Origin of the sequence: Massilia paldalensis, from assembly GCF_044901715.1 — a bacterium.
GTDB lineage: Bacteria > Pseudomonadota > Gammaproteobacteria > Burkholderiales > Burkholderiaceae_D > Telluria > Telluria paldalensis.
The window spans coordinates 251,544-275,776 of sequence record NZ_JBJCIU010000005.1 but is presented as its reverse complement, the minus strand read 5'-3'; the positions used below and the strand labels follow the sequence as shown (position 1 = coordinate 275,776).

24 protein-coding genes are annotated in these 24,233 nt (G+C 70.0%); 11 read left to right on the top strand and 13 right to left on the bottom strand.

From position 1 onward, the window contains the following. Positions 1-37: 37 nt before the first annotated feature. Positions 38-1,627, bottom strand: a complete 1,590-nt coding sequence (locus ACI1V7_RS23935; protein ID WP_404534451.1) for a TerC family protein — start codon at positions 1,625-1,627, stop codon at positions 38-40. Between the two features lie 152 nt (positions 1,628-1,779). On the opposite strand from ACI1V7_RS23935, the gene ACI1V7_RS23930 reads away from it, so the two are divergent. Genes ACI1V7_RS23930 through ACI1V7_RS23915 form a run of 4 tightly spaced genes read left to right on the top strand, consistent with a single transcriptional unit; the run spans position 1,780 to position 4,949 of the window. Further along, a complete protein-coding gene (locus ACI1V7_RS23930) occupies positions 1,780-2,694 on the top strand; it encodes a LysR family transcriptional regulator (protein WP_404534449.1) in 915 nt (304 codons plus the stop codon). Between the two features lie 31 nt (positions 2,695-2,725). Beyond that, complete coding sequence (locus ACI1V7_RS23925; RefSeq protein WP_404534447.1) at positions 2,726-3,151, top strand: Rrf2 family transcriptional regulator; 426 nt, start codon at positions 2,726-2,728, stop codon at positions 3,149-3,151. Positions 3,152-3,203: 52 nt separating this feature from the next. Continuing rightward, positions 3,204-4,424 carry an MFS transporter gene (locus ACI1V7_RS23920; RefSeq protein ID WP_404534446.1) on the top strand — a complete coding sequence of 407 codons (1,221 nt, stop codon included), beginning with the start codon at positions 3,204-3,206 and terminating at the stop codon, positions 4,422-4,424. A gap of 12 nt (positions 4,425-4,436) precedes the next feature. After that, entirely contained in the window at positions 4,437-4,949 is a 513-nt protein-coding gene (locus ACI1V7_RS23915) for a DUF1993 domain-containing protein (protein WP_404534445.1), read from the top strand. On the opposite strand, the gene ACI1V7_RS23910 is transcribed toward ACI1V7_RS23915, so the two are convergent. Both ACI1V7_RS23910 and ACI1V7_RS23905 read right to left on the bottom strand, forming a co-directional pair. Continuing rightward, positions 4,922-5,971 carry an FUSC family protein gene (locus tag ACI1V7_RS23910; protein ID WP_404534444.1) on the bottom strand — a complete coding sequence of 350 codons (1,050 nt, stop codon included), beginning with the start codon at positions 5,969-5,971 and terminating at the stop codon, positions 4,922-4,924. The two genes, ACI1V7_RS23915 and ACI1V7_RS23910, sit on opposite strands and share 28 nt — an antisense overlap. A gap of 159 nt (positions 5,972-6,130) precedes the next feature. After that, entirely contained in the window at positions 6,131-7,348 is a 1,218-nt protein-coding gene (locus ACI1V7_RS23905) for a YbfB/YjiJ family MFS transporter (RefSeq protein WP_404534442.1), read from the bottom strand. Positions 7,349-7,431: 83 nt separating this feature from the next. Between ACI1V7_RS23905 and ACI1V7_RS23900 the strand changes: the two genes are divergently transcribed. Together ACI1V7_RS23900 and ACI1V7_RS23895 are read left to right on the top strand one after the other, a co-directional pair. Next, positions 7,432-8,022, top strand: coding sequence for a TetR/AcrR family transcriptional regulator (locus ACI1V7_RS23900; protein WP_404534440.1), 591 nt, complete (start codon positions 7,432-7,434; stop codon positions 8,020-8,022). 106 nt (positions 8,023-8,128) lie between these two features. Beyond that, positions 8,129-8,395, top strand: a complete 267-nt coding sequence (locus ACI1V7_RS23895) for a UBP-type zinc finger domain-containing protein (protein WP_404534439.1) — start codon at positions 8,129-8,131, stop codon at positions 8,393-8,395. 43 nt (positions 8,396-8,438) lie between these two features. Here ACI1V7_RS23895 and ACI1V7_RS23890 read toward each other — a convergent pair whose 3' ends face one another. Beyond that, entirely contained in the window at positions 8,439-10,292 is a 1,854-nt protein-coding gene (locus ACI1V7_RS23890; RefSeq protein ID WP_404534438.1) for a sensor domain-containing diguanylate cyclase, read from the bottom strand. 337 nt (positions 10,293-10,629) lie between these two features. Here ACI1V7_RS23890 and ACI1V7_RS23885 point away from each other — a divergent pair, with 337 nt between their 5' ends. Next, positions 10,630-11,679 (top strand): NAD(P)-dependent alcohol dehydrogenase, encoded by a 1,050-nt coding sequence (locus ACI1V7_RS23885; RefSeq protein WP_404534437.1) that lies wholly within the window; start codon positions 10,630-10,632, stop codon positions 11,677-11,679. 42 nt (positions 11,680-11,721) lie between these two features. Here the strand turns inward: ACI1V7_RS23885 and ACI1V7_RS23880 are convergent, their stop codons facing one another. From ACI1V7_RS23880 to ACI1V7_RS23865, 4 genes are all read right to left on the bottom strand, one after another. Beyond that, a complete protein-coding gene (locus ACI1V7_RS23880) occupies positions 11,722-12,615 on the bottom strand; it encodes a LysR family transcriptional regulator (protein WP_404534598.1) in 894 nt (297 codons plus the stop codon). Positions 12,616-12,688: 73 nt separating this feature from the next. Then, positions 12,689-13,648: an AraC family transcriptional regulator gene (locus ACI1V7_RS23875; RefSeq protein WP_404534435.1), complete on the bottom strand. Its 960-nt coding sequence runs from the start codon at positions 13,646-13,648 to the stop codon at positions 12,689-12,691. Between the two features lie 83 nt (positions 13,649-13,731). Further along, positions 13,732-14,358 carry a PEP-CTERM sorting domain-containing protein gene (locus tag ACI1V7_RS23870; RefSeq protein WP_404534433.1) on the bottom strand — a complete coding sequence of 209 codons (627 nt, stop codon included), beginning with the start codon at positions 14,356-14,358 and terminating at the stop codon, positions 13,732-13,734. Between the two features lie 251 nt (positions 14,359-14,609). Next, positions 14,610-14,879 carry a hypothetical protein gene (locus ACI1V7_RS23865; RefSeq protein ID WP_404534432.1) on the bottom strand — a complete coding sequence of 90 codons (270 nt, stop codon included), beginning with the start codon at positions 14,877-14,879 and terminating at the stop codon, positions 14,610-14,612. Between the two features lie 213 nt (positions 14,880-15,092). Between ACI1V7_RS23865 and ACI1V7_RS23860 the strand changes: the two genes are divergently transcribed. Beyond that, positions 15,093-15,995 carry an SDR family NAD(P)-dependent oxidoreductase gene (locus tag ACI1V7_RS23860; protein ID WP_404534430.1) on the top strand — a complete coding sequence of 301 codons (903 nt, stop codon included), beginning with the start codon at positions 15,093-15,095 and terminating at the stop codon, positions 15,993-15,995. 5 nt (positions 15,996-16,000) lie between these two features. On the opposite strand, the gene ACI1V7_RS23855 is transcribed toward ACI1V7_RS23860, so the two are convergent. Continuing rightward, complete coding sequence (locus tag ACI1V7_RS23855; protein WP_404534429.1) at positions 16,001-16,783, bottom strand: LytR/AlgR family response regulator transcription factor; 783 nt, start codon at positions 16,781-16,783, stop codon at positions 16,001-16,003. Continuing rightward, entirely contained in the window at positions 16,780-17,892 is a 1,113-nt protein-coding gene (locus tag ACI1V7_RS23850) for a sensor histidine kinase (RefSeq protein WP_404534428.1), read from the bottom strand. Before ACI1V7_RS23850 ends, ACI1V7_RS23855 begins: the two co-directional genes overlap by 4 nt. A 180-nt stretch (positions 17,893-18,072) precedes the next feature. Here ACI1V7_RS23850 and ACI1V7_RS23845 point away from each other — a divergent pair, with 180 nt between their 5' ends. Further along, positions 18,073-19,038 carry a ribonuclease Z gene (locus ACI1V7_RS23845; RefSeq protein ID WP_404534426.1) on the top strand — a complete coding sequence of 322 codons (966 nt, stop codon included), beginning with the start codon at positions 18,073-18,075 and terminating at the stop codon, positions 19,036-19,038. A gap of 60 nt (positions 19,039-19,098) precedes the next feature. On the opposite strand, the gene ACI1V7_RS23840 is transcribed toward ACI1V7_RS23845, so the two are convergent. Together ACI1V7_RS23840 and ACI1V7_RS23835 are read right to left on the bottom strand one after the other, a co-directional pair. Next, positions 19,099-20,271, bottom strand: coding sequence for a PAS domain-containing sensor histidine kinase (locus ACI1V7_RS23840; RefSeq protein WP_404534424.1), 1,173 nt, complete (start codon positions 20,269-20,271; stop codon positions 19,099-19,101). A 128-nt stretch (positions 20,272-20,399) separates the two neighbouring features. Next, complete coding sequence (locus ACI1V7_RS23835) at positions 20,400-21,335, bottom strand: LysR family transcriptional regulator (protein ID WP_404534422.1); 936 nt, start codon at positions 21,333-21,335, stop codon at positions 20,400-20,402. Between the two features lie 109 nt (positions 21,336-21,444). Between ACI1V7_RS23835 and ACI1V7_RS23830 the strand changes: the two genes are divergently transcribed. After that, entirely contained in the window at positions 21,445-22,659 is a 1,215-nt protein-coding gene (locus ACI1V7_RS23830; RefSeq protein ID WP_404534421.1) for an MFS transporter, read from the top strand. 39 nt (positions 22,660-22,698) lie between these two features. Next, entirely contained in the window at positions 22,699-23,712 is a 1,014-nt protein-coding gene (locus tag ACI1V7_RS23825) for an EthD domain-containing protein (RefSeq protein WP_404534419.1), read from the top strand. Here the strand turns inward: ACI1V7_RS23825 and ACI1V7_RS23820 are convergent. Then, entirely contained in the window at positions 23,660-24,214 is a 555-nt protein-coding gene (locus ACI1V7_RS23820; protein ID WP_404534417.1) for a GNAT family N-acetyltransferase, read from the bottom strand. The two genes, ACI1V7_RS23825 and ACI1V7_RS23820, sit on opposite strands and share 53 nt — an antisense overlap. Positions 24,215-24,233 lie beyond the last annotated feature (19 nt).

Below are 24,233 nucleotides of genomic sequence, written 5' to 3'. Positions count from 1 at the left end.
CTGCGATGCACCCGGCCGCGGGGAACCGGCGCCGGCGTCAGGGCGCGCCCGGATCTTCCTCGATGCGCATCACGTCCACCAGCGCGATGCGGTGCTCGCTCACCCGCGCCACCGCGAAACGGAAGCCGTCGATGTCGACCGTGGCGCCGACGGCGGGCAGGGCGCCGAAGCGCTCCAGCAGCAGCCCGGCCAGCGTGGCGTAGTTGCCGGCCTTGTCGCCGCCTTGCTCGGTGGCGTCGCCGCCGTTGCCGAGCAGGGCCCCGGTCTGCAGCACCTGCTGCAGGTAGTGCAGGTCGGCGCTGCCGTCGACGCGCCAGCGATCCGGTCCCGTCTCCTGCACGACGGGCAGCTCGTCCTCGTCCGGGAATTCGCCGGCGATCGCTTCCAGGATGTCGATCGGTGTGACGAGGCCCTGCAGCGTGCCGTATTCGTCGGCGATCAGTACCAGCTGGCCGTGCGAGCGCTTGAGCGTCTCCATCACCTTCAGCACGCCGCTGGCTTCCGGCATGACGATCGGGGCACGGATGCTGGCGCGGTCGATGGCGCCCGTCCGGGCGATGTCGGCGACCAGGTCGCGGGCCCTGGCCACGCCCACGATCTCGTCCAGCTGGCCGCGGCAGACGGGGAAGAAGCCGTGCGGCGTGGCCATCACGCGTTCGCGGACCACGGCCGGGTCGGCGTCGATGTCGATCCACGAGATGTCGGTGCGCGGCGTCATGACCGAGCGGATCGAGCGCTGCGACAGGCTCAGCACGCCGCTGACCATGTTCCGCTCTTCCGCCTCGAAGGCCGGCGCGATGCCGACGGCGGCGGAATCGCCCTCGTGGGCCTCCTCGGCCGCGTGGCGCGGCCGGCCGCCCAGCAGGCGCAGCACGGCGTCGGCGGTGCGGTCGCGCAGCGGCACGCGCGCCTCGCGCTTGACGAAGTTGCGGCGCGCCAGCTGGTTCAGCGCCTCGATCACGACCGAGAAGCCGATCGCCGCGTACAGGTAGCCCTTCGGGATGTGGAAGCCGAAGCCTTCCGCCACGAGCGAGAGGCCGATCATCAGCAGGAAGCTCAGGCACAGCACGACGACGGTCGGATGCGCGTTGACGAAGCGCGTCAACGGCTTCGAGGCGAACAGCATCACGCTCATCGAGATGACGACGGCGGCCATCATGACGCCCAGCTCGTCGACCATGCCGACCGCCGTGATGACGGCGTCCAGCGAGAACACGGCATCCAGCACGATGATCTGCGCGACCACGGCGGCGAAGCTCGCGTAGGCGCGCTTGCCGCCGGCGGCGTGCGTCTTGCCTTCGACGCGCTCGTGCAGTTCGATGGTCGCCTTGAACAGCAGGAACATGCCGCCCACGAGCAGGATCAGGTCGCGTCCCGAGAACGACAGCGGACCGGCGGAGAACAGCGGGGCGGTGAGGGTGACCATCCACGAGATCACCGTGAGCAGGCCGAGGCGCATGATCATTGCCAGCGACAGGCCCACGATGCGGGCCTTGTCGCGCTGGTGCGGGGGAAGCTTGTCCGCCAGGATGGCGATGAAGATCAGGTTGTCGATGCCGAGGACGATCTCGAGCACGATCAATGTGAGCAGGCCGACCCAGATGTTCGGGTCGAGGAGCGCTTCCATATTGGTCCGGAGTAGTAAAGGGACAACCATTGTAGGGGACGCCCCCCGCGTGACGGCTCAGTTTACATCGAAGGAATGGTGCGGTTTTTCAGGCATGCCTGAACCTGCCGTGCGCGCGGGTACAATCGAGGCCTCTCATTGCCGCGCCCACCATGGATCAACTACTCGCCATCCGCACCTTCGTCCGCATCGCCGAAGCCGGCAGCTTCGGCAAGGCGGCCGACCAGCTGAACATTCCGCGCTCCACCGCCAGCAAATTGATCCAGGACCTGGAACAGATGCTCGGTACGCGCCTGGTCCAGCGCACCACGCGCCAGGCCACGGTGACGCCCGAAGGCGCCGCGTACTACGAGCGCGCGCTGCGCCTGCTGGGGGACCTGGACGAGATGGACGGGGAGGCGCGGCGCACGCGCGCGCAGCCGAAAGGGCGGCTGCGCGTGGACATCGGGTCGGCCCACGCGAATTTCGCGCTGATCCCGGCGCTGCCGGACTTCCAGGCGCGCTACCCGGACATCGACCTGCGCCTGGGCGTGAGCGACCGTCCGGCCGACATGGTCGGCGAAGGCATCGATTGCGTGATCCGCGGCGGCGAACTGGCCGAGAGCACGCTCATCGCGCGCAAGCTGTGCGAGCTGGACATGGTGCTGTGCGCGCACCGCGACTACATTGACCGCCATGGCATGCCTGCGCATCCTTCCGACCTGGAGTCCAGGCACCGCGTGTGCGCCTATTTTTCATCGCTGACGGGGCGACCGTTCAGCCTGCGCTTCGAGCGTGGCGGGGAGCTGGTCGAGGTCCAGCCGGGCGGGAACATCGCCGTCAACGAAAGCACGGCGCACCTGACGACGCTCGTGTCGGGCCTGGGCATCGGCCAGACCTTCCGCTACCAGGTACGGCCCTGGCTGGAGCGCGGCGAAGTGGTGGAGGTGCTGCCGGAGTGGCGGCTGGCGCGCCATCCGCTGTATGCGATGTACCCGCAGAGCCGCCACATGAATGCCAAGGCGCGCGTGTTCATCGACTGGGCGATCGAGGTGTTCGGCGCCCTCGACGCGCGGGCACGCGTTTGACACCCGGTATTGTGTGGATTAAAGTCGCATTATGTCGCAGACCAACGTCCAGTTTTCCGTCGCTTCCCACGTCATGGCGGCCCTCGGGGCCCGCTACGGCGAGCCGCTGCGCTCCACCGAGCTGGCGGGCAGCGTGAATGCCGAGCCGAGCTTCGTGCGGCGCGTGGTGTCCAAGCTGGCCAAGGCCGGCCTGGTGACGACCACCCGCGGCAAGAACGGCGCCTGCACGCTGGCCAGGCCGCCGCAGCGCATCACGCTGCTGGACATCTACCGCGCCAGCGAGGCGCCGCCGGCGTTCGCCGTGCATGCCTATCCGGTGCAGGAACGCTGCCTGATCAGCCGCAATATCAAAGGATGCATGGACGACGTGCTGCGCGACGCCCAGGATGGCTTCGAGCAGCGCCTGGCGCGCCGCACGCTGGCCGATGTGGTGGCCATGGCGGGGCAGGAGCGCTGATTTTTTTTACTCGTATCTGTGTTTTTTCAAGTCACAATAATAAGGAATGTCCATGCAAGCACTCGATGACAGGCCGCGCGCCCATGCCGACGGCGCGTCTACCGCGGCCACCGCGTCCACCGCCGCCCCGGCCTGGCTGGCCGTCGCCTCGCTGGCGATCAGCACCTTCGCCTCCGTCACCACCGAATTCCTGCCGGTCGGCCTGTTGACCACCATCGCCGCGAGCCTGCACGTCAGCGAAGGCGCGGCCGGGCTGATGGTGACGATGCCGGCGCTGGTGGCGGCGGTGACGGGTCCGGCGCTCATCATCGCGTCCGGACGGCTGGACCGGCGCACCGTGCTGCTGGTGCTGTCGGCCGTGCTGGTCGTGTCGAACCTGCTCGCGGCGCTGGCGCCGAACCTGGCCGTCATGCTGCTGGCGCGGGCGCTGCTGGGCCTCGTGGTCGGGGGCTTCTGGACGTTCGCGCCGGGCGCGACGGGCCACCTGGTGCCGGCGTCGATGCAGCCGCGCGCCATGTCCTACGTCCTGGCCGGCATCTCGCTGGCGACGATCGCCGGCGTCCCGGCCGGGGCATTGCTGGGTGGGCTGGCCGGCTGGCGCGCCGCCTTCCTGGCCTCGGCGCTGGTGGCGGCCGCCGTGCTGGCGCTGCAATTGAAGGTGCTGCCGCGCATGCCGGCGGCGCGCGCCGTCGTGCCGCGCGACCTGCTGGCGCCGCTGGCGGAGCCGCGTGCGCGGGCGGTGCTGGTGGTGGCGCTGTTCCTCGTGTCCGGCCACTTCGTCGGCTACACGTACATGCGGCCCATGCTGCAGCAGGTATTCGGCCTGCCAAACGAATCGATCACCACGCTGCTGCTCGCCTACGGCGTGGCCGGTTTCGGCGGCACCTTCCTCGGCGGACGCCTGGTGGCGCGCAGCGTGCGCGGCACGGCGCTGCTGGCGGCCGCCACCATCGGCGCCGTGCTGCTCCTGTCCCTGCTGGCCGGGCAGGGCGTGGTGCCGGCCGCCGTCGCCGTCGTCGCCTGGGGCGTGGCGTTCGGCCTGGTGCCCGTGGCGATGACGACGTGGATGCTGCAGGCGCTGCCGCGCGCACAGGAAGCGGGACAGGCGCTGCTGGTGACGTTCTTCCAGGTGGCGCTCTCGTTCGGCGCCTTCGCCGGCGGCCTGGTGGTCGATGGCGCGGGCATCCACCGCGCGCTGCTGCTGGGCGGCGGACTGGCGATCGCCGGCGCCGTGCTCGTCGCCTGGACTTCGGCTACCATGCGAACACCCTGAAAGGAGAATCGAATGTCCCTCACCATGTCCCAACTGACCGTGCCCGTGTTCGTGCGCGGCCTGAAGATCCTGTCCACGCTGCTCGCCAAGGGCGAAGAACACGCCGCACAGCACGGCATCGTGCCCGAGGTGCTGCTGGGCGCGCGCCTGGCCGACGACATGCTGCCCCTGTCGGCCCAGGTGCAGCGCGCCAGCGACACGTCGAAGTTCGCCGTCCAGCGCATCGGCGGCGGCAGCGCGCCCTCGTTCGCCGACGACGAGGCCACGTTCCAGCAGCTGCAGGAGCGCATCGCGAAGACGATCGCCTACCTGGAAAGCGCCGATGCCGCGCAGCTCGACGCGGGCGCCGAGCGCGAGCTGACGCTGGGCTGGATCGAGGGCACCGTGTTCACGGGCGAAAGCTACCTGCTCACCTTTGCGCTGCCCAACTTCTACTTCCACGTCGCCACCGCCCACGACATCCTGCGCCACAAGGGCGTCAACATCGGCAAGCGCGACTACCTCGGCCCCTTCGGCCAGCGATAAGCCTGCGGCTGCGTCCGGGGCCGGCGCCGGGCCTGCTCGTGCGCCCAGCCGTGCGGCCCGGACGTGGGCCACAGCAGCAGCGCGGCGAGGAAGGCGATGACGCAGCCGATCAGGTTGTCCTCGAGCCGGGCCAGCGCATACAGCTGGCCGGCGGCCGGCGCCGCGAAGTCGGCGACGAGGATGAAGGCCGGCGTGAGGAAGGCGACGAACACGCGGTAGCTGTGCGCGCGCAGTGCCATCGTCAGCCCGAACAGCGGGAACACGGCCAGCGCGATCGCCAGCGGCGTCGTGGCGACGAGGCCCACGCCCATCGCGATGACGGTGCCCGCGATGGTGCCCACCGCGCGCTCCAGGCAGCGCGGCAGGATGCCGGCCGCCGCCGGCTGCAGGATCAGCAGGACGGCCATCGTCGCCCAGTAGCCGTAGTGCAGCCCCATCGCGTGGACCACGAGGTAGGCCAGCGCAGCAGCCGGTCCGAGGCGGAGCGCATAGTGGGCGATGGGCGCCGGCAGCTCGGCGGGCGGCGCTGCCGGCGGCGGCGGCGCCAGCCACCAGGCGACGGCGCCCACCACGGCCGCGAACAGGCAGCCGAGCGCGTACGGCACGATGAAGTGCCAGCCGGCCGCGCCCGCCGGGCGGTCCATCATCACGACGCAGGCCGTCGCCACCAGGATCGCGCCCTGGTAGGCATGCGGCTTCCACCCGCGCACGAATCCCGCCCCGCCGGCGACGGCCAGCACGGCCAGCGTCCCCGCGGCCAGGCCCTGGTCCGCGGCCCAGGTCGCGGCCGCGCCGCACGCGGTCGACCAGGCCGCGAAGTCGACCATGGCCAGCAAGCGCTGGCGCGCGGTGCCGGAAACGGCGGCCAGCGTCGTCCAGAACGCCCCGATGGCGGCCCAGGCAAAGCCCGGCGCGTCCAGCGCCCAGCCGAGCAGCAGCATCGGCGTGCAGGCGAAGGCGCCGCGCAAGCCCTCGCGCAGGTCGAACGCCGTCAACAGCGAGCGCAGGAACGATCCCTTCATGCGCGGCCCGGGAGGGTGGCGGCGATGGCGGGCGAGGGGTGGGACATGCGAACTCCGGGCAAAGTGACGTCAACCCCGAGTCTACGACAAAAATTGTGCGCCGCACCAGAAGCTGGGGCTCGGTGGCGCTCATGTGCGCTCATGTGTGCTCCGTTGCACTCATGCGCGCACGGCCCGCTCATCCGGCGCGGCCGCCCAGGCGGCGCGCGCCAGCAGCAGGTCCGACAGCAGCGCCAGGCCGAAGGCGATGGCGCCGATCAGCATGGGCACGCGGTGCGCGCCACCGGTGGCCGCGAAGATCCACGAATAGGCATAGCCGGCCAGCGCCTGGAACAGTGCGAACACCGTCGTCGCGCGGCTCCAGGCGGCGCCCTGGGCGGCCGTGTCGTGGCGCAGCGTGTGGCGGATGCGGCCCAGCGTCAGCGGCACCACGCCGGACGGGAAGGTGCCGATCACGAAGGTGGCGAGCACCAGCACGGCATGGCCAGGGGCCAGCACCATCGCGGCCGCCGCGGCGATCTGCAGCGCCAGCGTCAGGCGCGTGGCGTTGCCGATGCCCAGGCGGTCGCCCAGGAAGCCGTACAGCATGGGGCCGGCCGTGGCGCCGGCACCGTAGACGATCCAGAACAGCGCGGCCGTGTGCGTGTCCATGTGCAGGCCGCGCGCCACGTAGTCGACGAGGAACACCATCATGGGCACCAGGCCGACGGCCTTCAGCGCGTACTGGCCGTAGATCAGCTTCAGCGCGAAGCCCGTACGGGCCGGCGCCATCGTGGGGACATCGGCGGGGGCGGCGGCCGGCGCGGCGGCTTGCGGCCACCACGTCCAGCTGGCCAGCGTCAGCAGCAGCGACAGCGCGCCCAGTCCGGCCCAGGTGGCCGCCAGTCCCCGGTCCAGCAGCAGGGGCACGATGGTGCCGGAGGCGGCGATGCCCAGGCCGATGCCGAGGAAGATCGCGCCGCTGGCCAGGCCGCGTCGCGCCGGCGCCACCTGCGGCAGGATGGTCAGCGCGGCCAGCACCATGACGATGCCGCCGGCGAGGCCGGACAGGAAGCGCCAGCCGAAGAACCAGGCCGTGTTCAGCGGTACGGCGCAGGCGAAGAAGGCGAGCGAGGCCAGCAGCATCATCGCCTGCAGCGTGCGGCGTGCACCCAGGCGCGCGGCGAGCGGGCGGCCGGCCAGCGCCCCGGCAAGGTAGCCGACCAGGTTGGCGGCGCCGAGGAAGACGACGTCGCTGGCGGCGAACCAGCGGGCGCCGATCAGCGCGGGGATCAGCGGCGTGTAGGCGAAGCGGGCCAGGCCGATGCCGACCAGGCTGGCGCACAGGCCGGCGAGGATGGCGCGCGTGGAAGATCCCGGCGTTGCGGCGGATTGCATGACGATTCCTTGTCGTTCGTTAGGCATGTTTGACAGACTAGTCAAACTTGACAGGGCTGTCAAGGATCGGAATAATCGCTGCCATGGCTGGCACAAAACAATTCGACGAAGAGGTGGCGCTGGACCGCGCGCTGGAGCTGTTCTGGCGCCAGGGCTTCGGCGCGACCTCGATGCAGGACCTGGCGCAGGCGACCGGCGTGCTGCGCGGTTCGCTGTACCACGCTTACGGCGACAAGCAGGCGATCTTCCTGCGCATCTATGCGCGCTACCGCGAGCGCTACCTGGCGCGGGTGCGCGCGGCGCTGGCGGCGCCCACGCCGGACGAGGCGCTGCGCCGCTATGTCCGGTTTGCCGTCGAGATGATCGGCGCGGCCGACGACGCATCGATGTCGCGCGGCTGCCTGACCACCAAGACGGCGACCGACGAGACGGCGATGGATGCGCCGATCCGAGATGCGCTGCGCGAGCTGCTCGACGCCGTGCGTGCGCTGGTCGAGGAGCGCCTGGCGCAGCCGGACGCGCAGGGGAGGCTGGCGCTACCGCCCGCCGCCGCGGCGCTGTTGCTCGTCACCGCGACGCGCGGCATGGTCGTGATGGAGCGGGTGTACCGCGACGCCGCGCAGCTGCTGGCCGTGGGCGAGGACATGGTGCGCCTGCTGCTACGTCCCGCCTGAGCGCCGCCTGAGCGCCGCGGCGCCGGGGCCTGACCTTTGGCCAGGCTGGCGCGGTGGGAACGGGGGTAAGATGGTGCGCATTTTGCATGCCTGAACAGGAGCTTCCATGAGCAACGATTGCCAGCATTTCCACGAAGTCGGCCCGCGCGAGGGCAATACCGACGGCTGCGAAGAATGCCTGCAACTGGGCGACAGCTGGGTGCACCTGCGCGTCTGCCTCGTCTGCGGCCACGTCGGCTGCTGCGACCAGTCCAAGAACAAGCACGCGACGCGCCACTTCCACGCGACCGGCCATCCGGTGATCCGCTCCGACGAGCCGGGCGAGACCTGGGGCTGGTGCTATGTCGACCGGGTGTTCAAGGATCCGCTCTAACCCCTTCACGCCGGGTGGGCACCCCGTGCCCGCCGCACGTGGCTCATTCGGTCGCGCGCCAGCGCACCTGGCCGCGGCCGGCCAGCTTGGCCTGGTACATCCAGTGGTCCGCTTCCTTGATCAGCGCGTCCGCGTCGAGGGCGCTGGCGGGCGGGTACAGCGCGATGCCGATGCTGGCGCCCACCTGCACCTGGCCGCCGCCGACATCGACGGGTTGCGAGACGGCGCCGATCAGCTTCTCGGCGATGGCGACGGCATCGCGCGCCTGCTGCATGTTCTCCAGCACGACGGTGAACTCGTCGCCGGCCAGGCGGTACACGCCGTCCGTTTCGCGCACCGCGGCTCGCAGGTGCCGCGCCACCTGTTCGAGCAGGCGGTCGCCGGCGTCGTGGCCGCGGCTGTCGTTCACGGCCTTGAAGCCGTCCAGGTCGATGAACAGCAGGGCCAGCGCATGGCCGGCACGCTGGGCGCGCTTTTGCGCCACGGGCAGCTGTTCCATCAGCGCGCGCCGGTTCGGCAGCCCGGTCAGGGCGTCGTGGCGCGCCTCGAAGTCGCGCCGTGCCTCGACCAGCTTGCGGTCGCTGATGTCGTGCAAAAAGGCGCTGAACACGCGCCGGCCGTTCAGGTCCAGGGCGGCGACGCGCACTTCCAGCATCAGCGTGCTGCCGTCCTTGCGCCGGCCCGGCAGCTCGCGCCGCGTGCCCAGCACCGCCGAGACGCCCGTGCGCAGGTAGCGCTCCATTCCCTCGCGATGGGCCTCGGCGTAGGCGGGCGGGACGATCAGGTCCGCCAGCGGCTGGCCGATGGCCTCCTGCGCGGTCCAGCCGAAGGTCTGCTCGGCCTGGCGGTTCCAGGCCTGCACGACACCCCCTTCGTCCATGGCGATGTAGGCGTCGCTGGCGTTCTCGATCACGCTGCGCAGCTGGGCCTCGCGCTCGCGTAGCGCGCCTTCCGCGCGGCGCTGCTGGATCACGGACGCGGTCAGCATCGAATTGGTGTTCTGCAGTTCGCGCGTGCGCGCCGCGACGCGCTGCTCGAGTTGGATGTTCAGTTGCTTGATCGCCTCCTCGGCGGCCTTGCGCGCGCCGATGTCGGTGATGACGGAGACGTAGTGTTCGATGGCGCCGTCCGGCCCCGTCTTGGCGGACACGTTCAGGCTGGCCCAGACGACGTTGCCGTCCCTGCGCACGTAGCGCTTTTCCAGCTGGTAGCGCGGGATCTCGCGGCGTTGCAGGCGGTCGAGCAGCAGCAGGTCCGCGTCCAGGTCCTCGTGCCAGGTGATGTCCTGGAAGGTCAGCCCCATCAGCTCGCGCTCCGAGTAGCCGAGGATGGCACACAGCGCCGCGTTCACGCTGATCCAGGCGCCGTCCGGCGCGACCAGGGCGATCCCGACGTTGGCCAGCTCGACGATCGAGCGGAACCGGTCTTCGCTGGCGCGTGCGGCGGCGCCGCTCTCCGCCACGCGCTCGCGCGCGAAGTCCAGGCGTTCGCGCGCCTGCACTTCCTTGCTCATGATGTCCGCCAGGTCCTCCAGCGTCTGGCGGTCTTCGGGCGACAGCACGCGCGGTTTCGAATCGATGGCGCACAGCGTGCCGATCGCGTGGCCCTGCGTCGTGCGCACGGGGACGCCGGCATAGAAACGGATGTTGGGCGCGCCCATCACGAGGGGGTTGTCGGCGAAGCGCGCGTCGTGCGCCGCATCTTCCACCACCATCGGCGCGCTGCCCAGGATCGTGTGGGCGCAGAAGGCCTGCTCGCGCGGGGTTTCGCTGGCATCCAGGCCGACGCGCGACTTGAACCACTGGCGTTCGCGGTCGATCAGCGAGAACAGCGCGACCGGCACGCCCAGCAGGCGCGCGGTCAGCCGGGTGATGCGGTCGAAGACCGGTTCCGGCATGGTATCCAGGAGCTGCAGCGCGTCCAGCGACGCCTGGCGTGCGGATTCCGTGGGCGGTCGAGCGGCGATATGCATGGGCAAGGACAGGTGAGTGGCGATGCGCTTGATGGGATGCTAGCGCATTTGGCTGATCCATGAGCGCGCTGAGGTTTCCGACCTTTTCCAGCAAGAATGTTCATGAATGGATGATGGTATTCATGATAGCCGTTCATAAGGCCATGCAAAGTCCGACCCGTTCGGCATGACGTTTCGCCATTATCATGCGGGGCCTCGTTGGCGTCCTCCACCTTGCCTGGCGTCGCCACTGCCACGAATTGCAACGAACGAAAGGAATACCATGTCCGTCAAAGCCTACGGCGCCCACGCCGCCGACAAGCCCCTCGAACCGCTCGACATCGCGCGCCGCGCGCCGGGTGCCCACGACGTCCAGATCGACATCGCCTTCTGCGGCGTGTGCCACTCGGACCTGCATACCGTGCGCGCCGAATGGGCCGGCACGCTGTTCCCCTGCGTGCCGGGGCACGAGATCGTCGGCCGCGTGTCGGCCGTCGGCACCCACGTCACCACCCACGCGGTGGGCGACCTGGTCGGCGTCGGCTGCATGGTCGACAGCTGCCAGCATTGCGCCGATTGCGCGGACGGCCTGGAAAACTACTGCGACGGCATGGTCGGCACCTACAACGGGCCGACCGCGGACGCCCCGGGCCATACGCTGGGCGGTTATTCCGAGCAGATCGTCGTGCACGAGCGCTACGTGCTGCGCGTGCGCCACGACGAAGCGCAACTGGCCGCCGTCGCGCCGCTGCTGTGCGCCGGCATCACGACGTACTCGCCGCTGCGCCACTGGAACGCGGGTCCTGGCAAGACCGTGGGCATCGTCGGCATCGGCGGCCTGGGTCACATGGGGATCAAGCTGGCGCGTGCGATGGGCGCCCACGTGGTCGCCTTCACGACCTCGGAATCGAAGCGCCAGGACGCGCACGACCTCGGTGCCCACGAAGTCGTCGTCTCGCGCGACGCCGATGCGATGGCCGCGCGTGCCAAGACGCTGGACCTGATCGTGAATACCGTCGCCGCGCCGCACGACCTGGACGCCTTCCTGAACCTGCTCAAGCGCGACGGCACCATGGTGCTGGTCGGCGCGCCGGCCACGCCGCACCCGTCGCCGCAGGTATTCAACCTGATCACCAAGCGCCGCGCGATCGCCGGCTCGATGATCGGCGGCATCCCGGAAACCCAGGAAATGCTGGACTTCTGCGCCGAGCACGGCATCGTCGCCGACATCGAGATGATCAAGGCAAGCGAGATCAACGACGCCTACGAGCGTATGCTCAAGGGCGACGTCAAGTACCGCTTCGTCATCGACAGCGCGACGCTGGCGGCCTGACGGCCCTGACGACCCGGCCGGCCCGATGGCCGGATGCAGTGGTCAACCCTTGTGGCGGATGGCGTCGATGACGAGCATCAGCGCGCGCGAGGAATGGCGCCGGCTCGGATAGAAGGCGTGCAGCCCGGGGAAACGGGGGCACCAGTCTTCCATCACGCTGACCAGCCGTCCGGCGCGCACGTCGTCGCCCACCAGGCTCTCCGGCAGGAAGGCGATGCCGACGCCGGCCAGCGCCGCGTCGCGGATCGGATACAGGCTCGAGAACACGGCCTGGCCGCGCACGCGCGCTTCCAGGTCCTGCCCACCGTGCTTCAGTTCCCAGGCATACAGCCCGCCGCTGCTGGGCAGGCGCAGGTTGATGCAATCGTGCTTCATGAGGTCCGGCAGCGAGGCCGGCAGCGGGCGCCGTGCGAAATACGCGGGCGCCGCCACCATCATCATCAGCGTATCTTCCGTCAGGCGCACGGCGATCATGTCCTTGTCGACCTGGTCGCCGTGGCGCACGCCGATGTCGTAGCGTTCCGCCGCGATGTCGACCAGGCGGTACTCGGAACTGATCTCCACGTGCAGGTCCGGGTACTGCGGCAGCAGCGGGGCGATGCGCGGCCACAGGATCGTGTCGACGACGTGGTCGATGGCCGTGATGCGGACCGTGCCGGCCGGCTTGTCGCCCAGGTCGCTGACGGCCGCGATTTCCGCCTCGATCTCTTCCAGCCGCGGCGCCACGTTCTGCAGCAATCGCTCGCCGGCCTCGGTGGGCGAGACGCTGCGCGTGGTGCGCGTGAGGAGGCGCACGCCCAGGCGCGCCTCCAGCGCGCGGATGATGTGGCTGAGCGCCGACTGCGTCATGCCTAGCTTGGCGGCGGCGCGCGTGAAGCTGCGCTCGCGCGCCACGGCGAAGAACACGAGGATGTCGTTGATATTGTCGCGCGCCATGCGTCGGACCTGGCTCATAAAGTGGGGTGCGAAATCATACCCGGTATTCATGCGCCGCATTCATCGTACGGCTTCAGTGCGAGGACACGTACTCCGCGCCAGGATGCGCGGGCGGCACGGCGAACGCCGCCTTCATCCGCTTCACTTCCGCGGCCGGGCTCCTGCCGAACAGGCGCTTGAATTCGCGGCTGAATTGCGTGGGACTCGCATAGCCCACCGCGTAGCTCGCCGCGGCCGCCGTCATGCCGGCGCGGACCATCAGCAGGCGTGCCTGGTGCAGCCGCGTCGACTTCAGGTACTGCAGCGGCGAGGTATTGGTCACGTTGCGGAAGTGCGCATGGAAGCTGGGCGCGCTCATGCCTGCCGCCTGCGCCAGGCGCTCGACGCCGAGGTCGTCGCGGTAGGCGTGGTGGATCAGGCGGATGGCCTGGGCGATCCGGCCGAACGGGCCGCGCCGGGCCAGGGCGGCCCGCAGCGCCGCGCCCTGGTCGCCGGCCAGCACGTGCACATACAGCTCGCGCACCAGCGCCGGGCCGAGGATGGCGGCCTGCAAAGGATCCGCCATCGCCTCCAGGAAGCGCAGCACGGACGCGGCCATGCGGTGGTCCATCGGCGTGGCCACCAGCCCAGCCGGCTCCGCCGTCCCACCCTCCGCGCCGCCGTGCTGCGCGATCTGCAGCAGCGTCTCGGCGGCGAGCTGGACATCCAGGTGCATGTAGATGGCGAGCAGGGGCTCGTCCATGCTGGCGTCGGTCTCCATCGTGAACGGCACGGGCACCGAGACGGCCAGGTAGTGCTGGTCGTCGTAGACGTAGACCTCGTCGCCGAAGTAGCCGCGCTTGCGGCCCTGGCAGACGATGACGATGCCGGGATCGTAGAGCACCGGCGTGGCGCTCAGCGGCCGGTTGGAGCGCAGGAAGCGCACGCCGGGCAGCGGGGAGAGGTTGTAGCCCTCGGCGGGCGCGAGCCGCTCCAGCTGCCGGACCATGCGCATGCGCAGCAGGGCGCGGTAGTACTGGTCGTCGTCGTTCATCGGTTCAGGCAGGAGCGGCCGCTACGGGCGCGTTGCGCGCGGCGGCTTCCGGTCCTGTCACGCACGGCCGCCGCCGCAAGGTCTCAGCGTTCCCCAAAACGCTTGCGCAGCGAGAAGGTGCTCAGCAACAGGCCCAGCGCAATCAGCGCGGTCGACGGTGGTTCCGGAACGTCCGCGCTCGTATCGCTCGTGGTCAGCAAGAGATTGTCCAGGTTCAGGATGTAGTTCGGATTGTCCGGCAGTACCGAAAAGCCGTAGATCAGCTGGTTGCTCGTCAACGACAGCTCCCCGCGCAGCGGTGTGCTGCCTGCTTGGGGATTGGACAGACGGCTGCTGGCGATCGCGTTGCCGTCGATATCGTAGGCGGTGAGAACCGCGTCCCAGTACGAGTAGCTGCCGATGCTGATGCCGGTGACCGGCTTGGTCAACAGGGCGATCGGACTGGTCGAGCTGATGAAATGGTTTGCCGCATTGCCGTCATAAAACGACGCTTGAAGCAGCGAGCCCTGCGTGAAGGTCAGTCCGATCGCCGAGAATTGATCGCGCAGAGGCTGAAGGTACGTATCTGGCATCGGGGTGTCGTCCGCCGTCCCGAGCATCCCGTCCACACCCGGCAAGGTCTCGAAATCGATCAGGATCTGCCCGGCGTGGGCGGGCATGGCGAGCAGGGAACACAGGCTGAGCAGCATCGATGGCAGCACATTTTTCATCGCGGTCTCCAGGGCGTGGGAGGGAAGGTGAGAGGTTGCAGGACAGAAATCCCGGAAATATTATCCTTGAGTTAAATTAATGTCTAGCAATTTAATTATCGTCCAGCTTGCGCCACGGCGTCTCGATGTGGATGCGGCCGACGCATGCTCCGGTCTTGTCGGGCCGGGGACGCGGGATGCGAAAAATGCCCGGACGCGCACACGCATCCGGGCGAAAGTCCGGCCTGGCGGCCGGCTCAGGGGAGACACGGTTACGACATCAATAATTGCCGGCGCGCTCGTTCGAGGCGCTTGCAGGCGACGTAGCGGTGCGGCGGAATGCCGACGGCCGCGCTGAACAGCTGCGTGAAACGGTCCGGGTCCAGGCAGGCAGCGCGTGCCAGCGCGCGCGTGCCGAGGTCGTCGTCGAGGTGCGTCGCGATATAGTCGAGCACATCTTGCCAGTCACGGGGCGCGGAGGGGGCCGCCGCCGCGGGGAGCGGCCCCGGGTGCACGGCAGTGCCGAGAACTTCCATGTCCATGCGCGCCTCCTGTCGTGATCGCCTGTCGGTATGTTCCCACGATAGACCAGGCGGGCCCGGCCGGCAATCATACGGAAGGATGGGGTGCCGCATGCATATGCCTGCTCGGAATTTTAGGCAAGGAACTCGGACCATCGCCCATGGAGCCGCGGCCGCGCGCTTCGTAGAATGCTTCTTCGGCGTATTCCCGTCGCCTGCAAGAGGAGAACAACGATGCCCAACGATGCCACCCTTGTCTGGTTCATTGCCGATGCCTCCGCCGGCCTGGCGGCCGCGCTGGCCGAAGCGGTGCTCGATGCCGGCCAGCGTGCCGTGCTCGCCGCGCGCGACCCGGAACGCCTGCGCTCCCTGGTGGAACGGCATCCCGGCCGGGCCAGCGCCATCGCGCTCGACGTCCTCGACGGTGGCGCCGTCGATGCCGCCCTGCGCGATGCCGAGGCGCGCTTCGGCCGCATCGACGTGCTGGCCGCGAGCGCGCAGCAGCGCTACTTCGGGGCGGTCGAGGAGGGGGATGAATCCGCCCTGCGCGCCGTGTTCGAGGAAAACGTGTTCGCGCCCGTGAACCTGGCGCGGCGCGTGCTGCCGGGCATGCGTGCGCGCCGCGCCGGCCACATCGTGCTGCTGGCGCGCGGCGTCGCCCACGTGCCGGCCGGGGAGGGTTTCTGCCATGCCGCGCGCTCGGCGCTGGAGGCACTCGCCGAAGCGCTGTTCCACGAGGTCGAGCGGTTCGGCGTGAAGGTGACGTTGGTCGATCCCGGCGCCAGCGATGGTGCCGGCCACCTGCCGGCGCCACGCGCCGCCGGCATTGCCGACTATGCCGACCTGGCCGGACGCCAGGGCGGGACCGGCGCGCAGGTCGGGCAGGGTGCGCAGGTGGATCTCGCGCGCGCCGCGCAGGCGATCCTGCGCGCCGTGACGGACGGCCGCGGGCCGCTGCGCCTAGTGCTGGGCCGCGCGGCGCTGCAGCGCGCCTATGATCGCCTGCGCATCCTGAAAGTGGGCTTCGATGCCTGGGCCGACCTGGCGGCATCGGCCGATCCGGACCTCCCCGCGGCGACGGCGGCCCGTGCCCCGCGCCGCCCGCGCGCCAGCCGCGCCCGCGTCTCCGGCGCCTGATCCGCCTACATCTGCCGGAACAGGTGCGCGAACAGGGGACTGACGCGCAGCCGTTCGGCGCGCCCGCGCAGGTGCAGCGCCAGCTTGCCGGCGTCGTCGCGGCACGCTCCCGCCACGTGGCGCAGGTTGACGATGGTGCCGCGGCTCACTTGCAGGAACTGCTGCGGATCCAGCTGCGCCAGCAATTCCTTCAGCGGCAGCCGGATCAGGGCGTCGCCCTCGGTGCCGACCACGTTCACGTACTTGTCGAGCGCCTGGAAATACACGACGTCCTGCACGGGAATCAGCCGCACCATGGCGCCGACGGCGGCGCGGATGGTCGTCAGGTGGCCGCCGCCCTGCGCGTCCGGCAGCAGCGCGCGCACCTGCGCCACCAGCGCGGCCATGGCGGTGTCGCCGTCGCGGGCGCGCAGCTGTTCCTGCACACGGGTCACCGTGCGCTCCAGCCGCGCTGCGGACACCGGCTTGAGCACGTAGTCGAGCGCGGCCTGCTCGAAGGCTTGCACGGCGTAGTCGTCGTAGGCCGTCACGAAGACGACGATGGGGAAGGGTTTTGCGCCGTCCCAGCGCTCGGCCAGTTCCTGCGCCGCTTCCAGGCCGGACAGGCCGGGCATGCGGATGTCCAGGAACAGCACGTCGGGACGGTGCGCGAGCGCGGCGTCCACGGCCGCGAGGCCGTTCGGCGCCGCCGGCAGCAGCGTGAGTCCGGGCCACAGCCCGGCCAGCGTCCGTGCCAGCACGGCGGCGAGGATCGGTTCGTCTTCGGCGATGAGGGCGCTGGCGTTCATGCGGTCTCCAGGGGAATGGTCAGGCGCGCCAGCGTGCCGCGCGGGGTGGCGGGGGCCAGCACGAGGGCGGCGCGCGTGCCGTACAGCGCCTGCAGCCGTTCGCGCGTGGTGGCCAGGCCGATGCCGCCACCGCGGCCGCCGGCGTCGCCCGGAATGCCGATGCCCGTATCGCGCACGCACACTTCCAGCATGCCGTCGCGCGCGGCCGCTTCGACGACGATCTCGCCGCCGTCGACATGCGGTTCCAAGCCATGGATGATGGCGTTCTCGACGAGCGGCTGCAGCAGCATCGGCGGCATGCGGGCGCCGCGCAGCGCATCGGGCAGCGTCACGCGATGGCGCAGCCGCGGCCCCATGCGCACGCCCATCAGGCCCAGATAGGCGTCGATGGCGTCGCATTCCTCGGCCAGCGTGGTCGTGTCCAGGCGGGTGGCGGCCAGCGTGGCGCGCAGGTACTGGATCAGGTGGTCGAGCATGGCGCCGGCGCGGGCCGGGTCGATGGCAATCAGGCCCTGCAGGTTGGCCAGCGTGTTGAACAGCATGTGCGGCTCGATCTGGGCCTGCAGCAGCCGCAGCTGCGCCTGCAGGGCCTGGCGTTCGATGCGTTCTGCGCGGGTGCGTGCCTCGGCCCGTTCGCCCTTGATGCGCTCGACGCGTTCGCGGGCCAGCACCAGCAGCACGACCACGCAGATGGCGAGCAGCGTGAACAGCACCAGGCTGACGCGCGGCACGCTCGGATAGCCGGCCAGGTCGGGTACGGGGCGGCCGAGGACCAGTCCCCCAAGCGCGATGCCGGCATAGTGGGCGACGGGCGCGGTGGCGACGATGAGCACCAGCATCGTGCGCGCCCAGCGTGGCCGCTGTGCCGGGTCGCCCAGCACGAGCAGGCGCATGCCGTCCAGGATCAGCAGGGCGACGAGGCCGACGCACAGCGAATACACGACCTGCTCGTACAGCTCCTGCGGCCGGCCGGCGGCGAGCGTCAGCACGACCCCCGCCCAGGTACTGACGATGACGGTCCAGCCGAGATCGTCCGCGAAGCGGCGCAGGCGCGGCCAGGCGGACGTGCCGGGCGCGCAGGCGGGGAGGAAACGGTCCAGGGTCAGCATGATCTTGCCTTTTTGTAATTCGATGGGTGATTGTGCCGCCGCCGTCGTGGCCGGGCAAGGCGCCTGCGACGAACCCCTTCCGGCACGGCGCGAAACCGTCCTGCGGGCGACGAAGCGAGGCGGACGCTGCGCCGCGCTGCCGTGCCCGATAATAGGGCATTGCCATTCGCATCGACCACCATGGAATTCCAGTTTCTCGGCACCTCGTCCGGCACACCCAGCCGCGCCCGCAACGTCAGCGGCCTGGCCCTGCATTCGCCCGCATCGAAGGGCTGGGTGCTGGTGGACTGCGGCGAAGGCACCCAGCACCAGATCCTGAGGACGAACCTGACGCTGCACGGCCTGCAGGCCGTCTTCATCACCCATATGCACGGCGACCATTGCTACGGCTTGCCGGGTCTCCTGGCCAGCGCGGGCATGGGCAACCGCACGGCTCCGCTGACCATCGTCGGGCCGCCGCCACTGTGGCGCTTCCTGCAGGCCGTGATGGAGACGAGCGAGCTCGCGCTGCCGTTCGCGCTCGACTTCATCGCCATCGACGACCTGCCCGGCCACGCCCCGTTCTGCGACTTCGACGTGCGCGCGACGGCGCTGTCGCACCGCTTGCCGTCGTGGGCCTATACCTTCACGGAACGTGTGCTCGAGCGCCGGCTCGACCCGGACCGCCTGCGCGCCGCCGCCGTGCCCCGCGGCGAAGCGTGGGGACGGCTGCAGCGCGGCGAGGACGTCGCCATGGACGACGGCCGCCTGGTGCGCTCGGACGACGTCGTGCAGACGCCGCGCCGGCCGCGCACGATCGTCGTCGGCGGGGACAACGACCGCCCGGAACTGCTGCTGGAAGAAGCGCGCCGGGCCGACGTGCTCGTGCACGAAGCCACCTATACGGAGTCGGTCCGCCTGAAAGTCGGGCCGGGACCGCAGCACAGTTCCGCGCTGATGGTGGGGCGCATGGCGCAGGAGGCGGGCGTCCCGCACCTGGTGCTGACGCACTTCAGCCCCCGCTACCAGGAGCGGCCGGCGCCGGGGCAGGCGGGCATCGCGGACGTGGAGGCGGAGGCGCGCGCCGTCTACGACGGCCGCCTGTTCCTGGCGCGGGATTTCGATCGGTATGTGCTCGACAAGGAGCACCGGCTGGAAGGACCCTGAGGCGGAGGATCGTTGCCCGCGTTCCCGGGCGCATGCGCCGCGACGGCTGCGGTCTCGGGCCTACCGCACGGGGGGCGGCCGCGGGCCCGAGTCGGCCTGGCGCGGATGGCGCTGCGGGATGCGCACGATGAATTCGCTGCCCCGGCCTTCTCCTTCGCTGCGCACCTCGACCGTCCCGCCGTGCAGCGTGACGATCTCCTTGACCACCGACAGTCCGATGCCCAGGCCCGCGCCGCGTTCGGCGTGCGTGCCGTCGGCCTGGGTGAAGATGTCGAAGATGCGCGGTAGTAGCGCGGCGCCGATGCCCTGGCCGTCGTCCTTCACGTAACAGGCGAAGTGGGTCTGGTCGACGGTACAGGACAGCCAGATGTTGCCGCCGGCCGGCGTGTACTTGATGGCGTTGTTGAGCAGGTTGACGACCACCTGCATCAGGCGGCTCGCATCGACGTCGACCTCGATCGGCACGGGCGGCATGACGTGGTGCAGCGTCGTGCCCTTGCTCCCGGCCGCGCTGCCGCAGGCATCGAGCGCTTCGAACAGCACTTCCTGCAGGATGGCCCGGCCGTAGGCGATGCTCATCTTGCCCGTCTGGACGCGGGTGAGGTCGACGAGGTCCTCGATCAGCCGTTCCAGGAAGCCGACCTGGCGGTCCATGATCTTGATCGGCTGCGCATGGCGCGGATTCGGGTCCGGCAGGCGCTTCATGAGTTCCAGCGCCGTCTTCAGCGGCGACAGCGGATTGCGCATCTCGTGCGCGATGGTGCCGATGAAGACGTTCTTTTCGTGCTGGCGCAGATTGCATTCGTGCTGGACGTTCTCGAGGTACCTCATGCGCGTGCGCAGGTGGGTCACGTCGCGGAAGATCTTCACGAAGCGGGTGTCCTGGGCGTCGCCGACCTGGATGGCCATGCTGGCGCCGCTCGACCAGAAGCGCGAGCCGTCCTTGCGCAGGTGCCAGCGTTCGTCTTCCGCCACGCCCACGACCCGCACCGTGTTCGCTTCGTGCTCGTGCATGCGGCGTTCCACGTCTTCGGGCACGAACAGGGTGGACGTCGAGCGTCCCAGCACCTCGCCGGCGCGCCACCCGGTGATGAAATGCGCACCTTCGTTCCAGGCGGTGATGCGCAGGGCGTCGTCGAAGAACACGACGCCGTACTGCCGCGTCGCGCCGAGCAGCAGGCGCGCGAACGCGGCGGCCTGTTCGGTATTCCAGTAGCTCGGCATGGCGTCCATGATGCGGCTTGTCTCCCCGGGGCATTCCCGCGACGTCGCCCGGCGCGCTCGCCGGACTGCAAGGCATACGCTAGCGCAAATCCGCAAACGCAGGCGCGGCAATCCTGCGCGCGTCCTGCCTGGCTGGCTCACCGGCTGGCTGGCGCCCGGGTATCGCCGCCGATGTGCAGCGTGTCGGCGAAGTGCGCGACCAGCGCCTGTACCTTGGCCGCATGCTGGCGGCTGCGCTGCCAGACCAGGTGCAGCGGCAGGCCCGGCGTCGCCAGCCCGGGCAGGATGGCGACCAGCCGGCCTGCGCGGATGTGCTGCTCCACGAGCCAGGTCGCGAGCTGGGCGATGCCCAGGCCGGCCTCGACGGCCGCGACCTGCGCTTCCGCCTGGCCCAGCACGATGCGCCCCTCGACATGGTGGCGCGTGGGCGGCCTGGCCCCGTCGCGTACGGTCCAGGGACCGGTGCTGCCGTCGGCCCGCCCATACAGCACGGCCGCGTGACCCCGTAGCTCGTCGAAGGTGGCCGGCGTGCCGTGGCGTGCGAGGTACGACGGCGCCGCGCAGAACACGAGCTCCTCGTTGCCCAGGTGGCGGCAGGCGAGCGCCGGGGGCCAGGCGTCGGCGCCGCCGATGCGCACCACGAGGTCGATGCCATCCTCGACCGGATCGACGAAGCGGTCGGTGAAGGTGACGTGCGGCGTCACTTGGGGATGCTGCTGCGCGAAGGCGAGCAGCGCCGGCATGCCGTGCATGCGGCCGAAGGTGGCGGGCATGTCGACGCGCAGCCGTCCCGCCGGTTCCAGGTGGTCCGCCGCCAGCATGCGCTCGGCGGATTCCAGCTCTTCCAGCACGCGCACGCAGGTTTGATAGAACGCGTCGCCCGCGTCCGTCATTGCCAGCCGGCGCGTGGTGCGGTCGAACAGCTGTTTTCCAACGCGGTCCTCCAGCCGGGCGATGGCCTTGCCGACGGCGGAGTTGGTCAGGTGAAGCCGTTCGGCGGCGGCGGTGAAGCTGCCGGCTTCGGCAACGGCAACGAAGGTGTCCAGGCCCTTCAGGCGGTCGGCGGAACTCATGGCGATCGATTCTGGAATTTTTTTCTTGAGAAATGAGGAATGTATGTCCAACACGGGAATTTGAGTCTTTTATACCATGGAGCCTGGGATTTTTTAAGAAAGCATTGCAATGTCCGGAATTCACACCGCCGCTCCGGCGGCCAGCGCGCCCGCTCGCGGCGGCGCCGCGTCGATCGCCATCCTCTCCGTGGCGGCCTTCGTCATCGTCACGACGGAATTCCTCATCGTCGGCCTGCTGCCCGCGCTCGCGCGCGACCTCGGCATCGCCGTGGCCAGCGCGGGCCAGCTGGTGACGCTGTTCGCCGTCGTCGTCATGGTGTGCGGGCCGTTCCTCACGGCGGCACTGGCGCACGTCGACCGCAAGCGCCTGTTCGTTTGCATCCTCGTCCTGTTCGCGGCCGCCAACGGCCTCGCCGCGATCGCCCCGAACATCTGGGTGCTGGCCGTGGCGCGCCTGCTGCCGGCGCTCGCGCTGCCCGTGTTCTGGGGCACTGCCAGCGACACGGCGGCGCAGATCGCGGGCCCGGGCAAGGGCGGCCGCGCCGTGTCGACCGTCTATCTCGGGATTTCCGCCGCCATGCTGTTCGGGATCCCGCTCGGCACGCTGGCGGCCGATGCCGTCGGCTGGCGCGGCGCGTTCGTGCTGCTGGCCGGGCTGTCGCTGCTGATTGCGCTGCTGATGGCGGCGACGCTGCCGGCCGTGCGCGGCCACGACGCCGCCGCGCCGGGCAGCCAGGCGCAGATCCTGAAAAGCCCCTTCTTCCTGGCCAACGTGGCGCTGTCCGTGCTGGTGTTCACGGCCATGTTCACGGGCTACACCTACCTGGCCGAGACGCTGGAACAATCGGCCGGCATCGCCCCCGCGCAGGTGGGCTGGTGGCTGATGGGCTTCGGCGCCGTGGGCCTGGCCGGCAACTGGCTGGGCGGTCTGTGGGTCGACAGGAAGCCGCTGGCGACGACGGGGCTGTTCAGCATCGTGCTGGCGCTGGGCATGGCGGGCACGATGGCCTTCGTCGGCCACCTGCCGGCCTTCGTGGGTGCGCTGGCCGTGTGGGGCGTGGCGAATACGGCGCTGTACCCGATCTGCCAGATCCGCGTGATGAAGGCGGCCACGGGCGGCCAGGCGCTGGCGGGCACGATCAACGTGTCCGCGGCCAACGGCGGCATCGCGCTGGGCGCCGCCGTGGGCGGCATGAGCATCTCGCACTGGGGCGCGGGCCAGGTCGGCTACGTGTCCGCCGCCATCGCGCTGCTGGCGGCGCTGGCCGTGCCGCTCGTGGCCGCCCTGGGCAGGCGGGCGGCGCGCGCGCCGGCAAACAGGTAAGGTAGGAACGACCGTCGATTCACGAGCAGGGAGGAAGGCATGAGCACGGACTTCGAACGCAGCGACAACGAACACCGCCCGCCGCTGGGCGCCACCCGGCCGGCGACGGCCGCGCCACTGATCGTCACGCCCACCTTCGTCAGCCGGGTGGACGACACGCCGCGCGGCGAGCGCCCCCAGGACGCGGGCGCATCGAAGAGCCGGCACGGACACGAGGTGCATTTCCCGAACTGGCGGCCGGGCGCGCTGGCGCTCGAAGGCGATCCGAACCTCGCCTTCGAGCACTGGGACGAGTACTGGCGCAAGGTCCACGGTCCCAAGTTCGCCTGGGACGAGCCGGGCAGCTCCTCGCAACGGGTGCTGCGCTACGACCAGGTGCACCGCATCGCCTCCGGCCCATCGAGCCTGTTCCCGCCGCCGTACCGCGCCATGGTGGGCGACGACGGCCAGCTGCCGGCGGACCCGGAAAAGCACGTGCCGCCGCTGCGCCGCCCGCGCTGGGACGGCTTCGCCTACATTGCCTACGCGGACGAGGACGACATCCGGAAGACGCTGGGCCAGGAAAAGTTCGACCAGCGCATCGTCGCCGACGAGCAGGTGGCCTTTCGCACGGTGACGCGCGAGATCACGCGCGAATACATCATCGTGCCCAGCGCGCGCCATCGCGATCCCGTCAGCGTCGTGCGCATCCACATGCGCGCGCCCGGCCTGAGCCGCGAGGAATTCCAGCACCGCCTGCTGGGCGAGCACGCGGCGCTGGTGCTGGACCAGCCGGCCACGCGCGACCTCGTGCGCCGCTACGCGCAGCTGCACAATATCGGCTCGACGCAGAAGGACCCGGAGGGCAGCAGGATCGATGCCGTCTCCGTGTTCTCGTTCGCATCGCTGAACGATGCCGAGGACTACCTCGTGAGCAGCGACCACCGCGCCATCGACGCGTCGGAAAAGGCGTTGCAGGGAGAAGGTTCGGAGTGGTGGACCGCGATCAACTACAGCGTGATCAACCGGCTGGAGAACGAGGTGGCGACGTGGCAGTTGCCGCAGCAGCCGTAGCAGCCACGATCAGGCTGCGCACATAGAAGCGCGTGTCGACGGCCATGACGGGGAAGGCGGCGGGCAGGTCCTGGCGCGCCACCAGCTCGAAGCCGTGCTTCTCGTAGAAGCGGTGCGCGGCCAGGAATTTGTCCGTCGTGCCGAGCCAGATGCGGCGCATGCCCGCCGCCCGCGCATGGGCGAGCAGCATGTCCAGCAGCCGCTCCGCCGTGCCGAATGCTTTACCCCTGTGGCTCGCGGCGACGAACATCTTGCGCAGCGCGCCGTCGCCATGGCCGCTGTCGTCAAGCCCGATGTCGCGCAGCGCGATGGTGCCGACGACCGTGTCGCCGTCCAGCGCGACCCAGAATCCGCCGCCGCCTTGCTGGTAGAAGCCCGCGATGTCGCGCAGGTCGGGCTGGTCGGCCAGCGTAATGGGGATGCCGAATTCCGCTTGCTGGATCGGCAGGATGACGTCGACGACGCCGGCGGCGTGGGCGGGAGAGAAGGGAACGATGCGCATCCCGCCAGCGTAACAGATC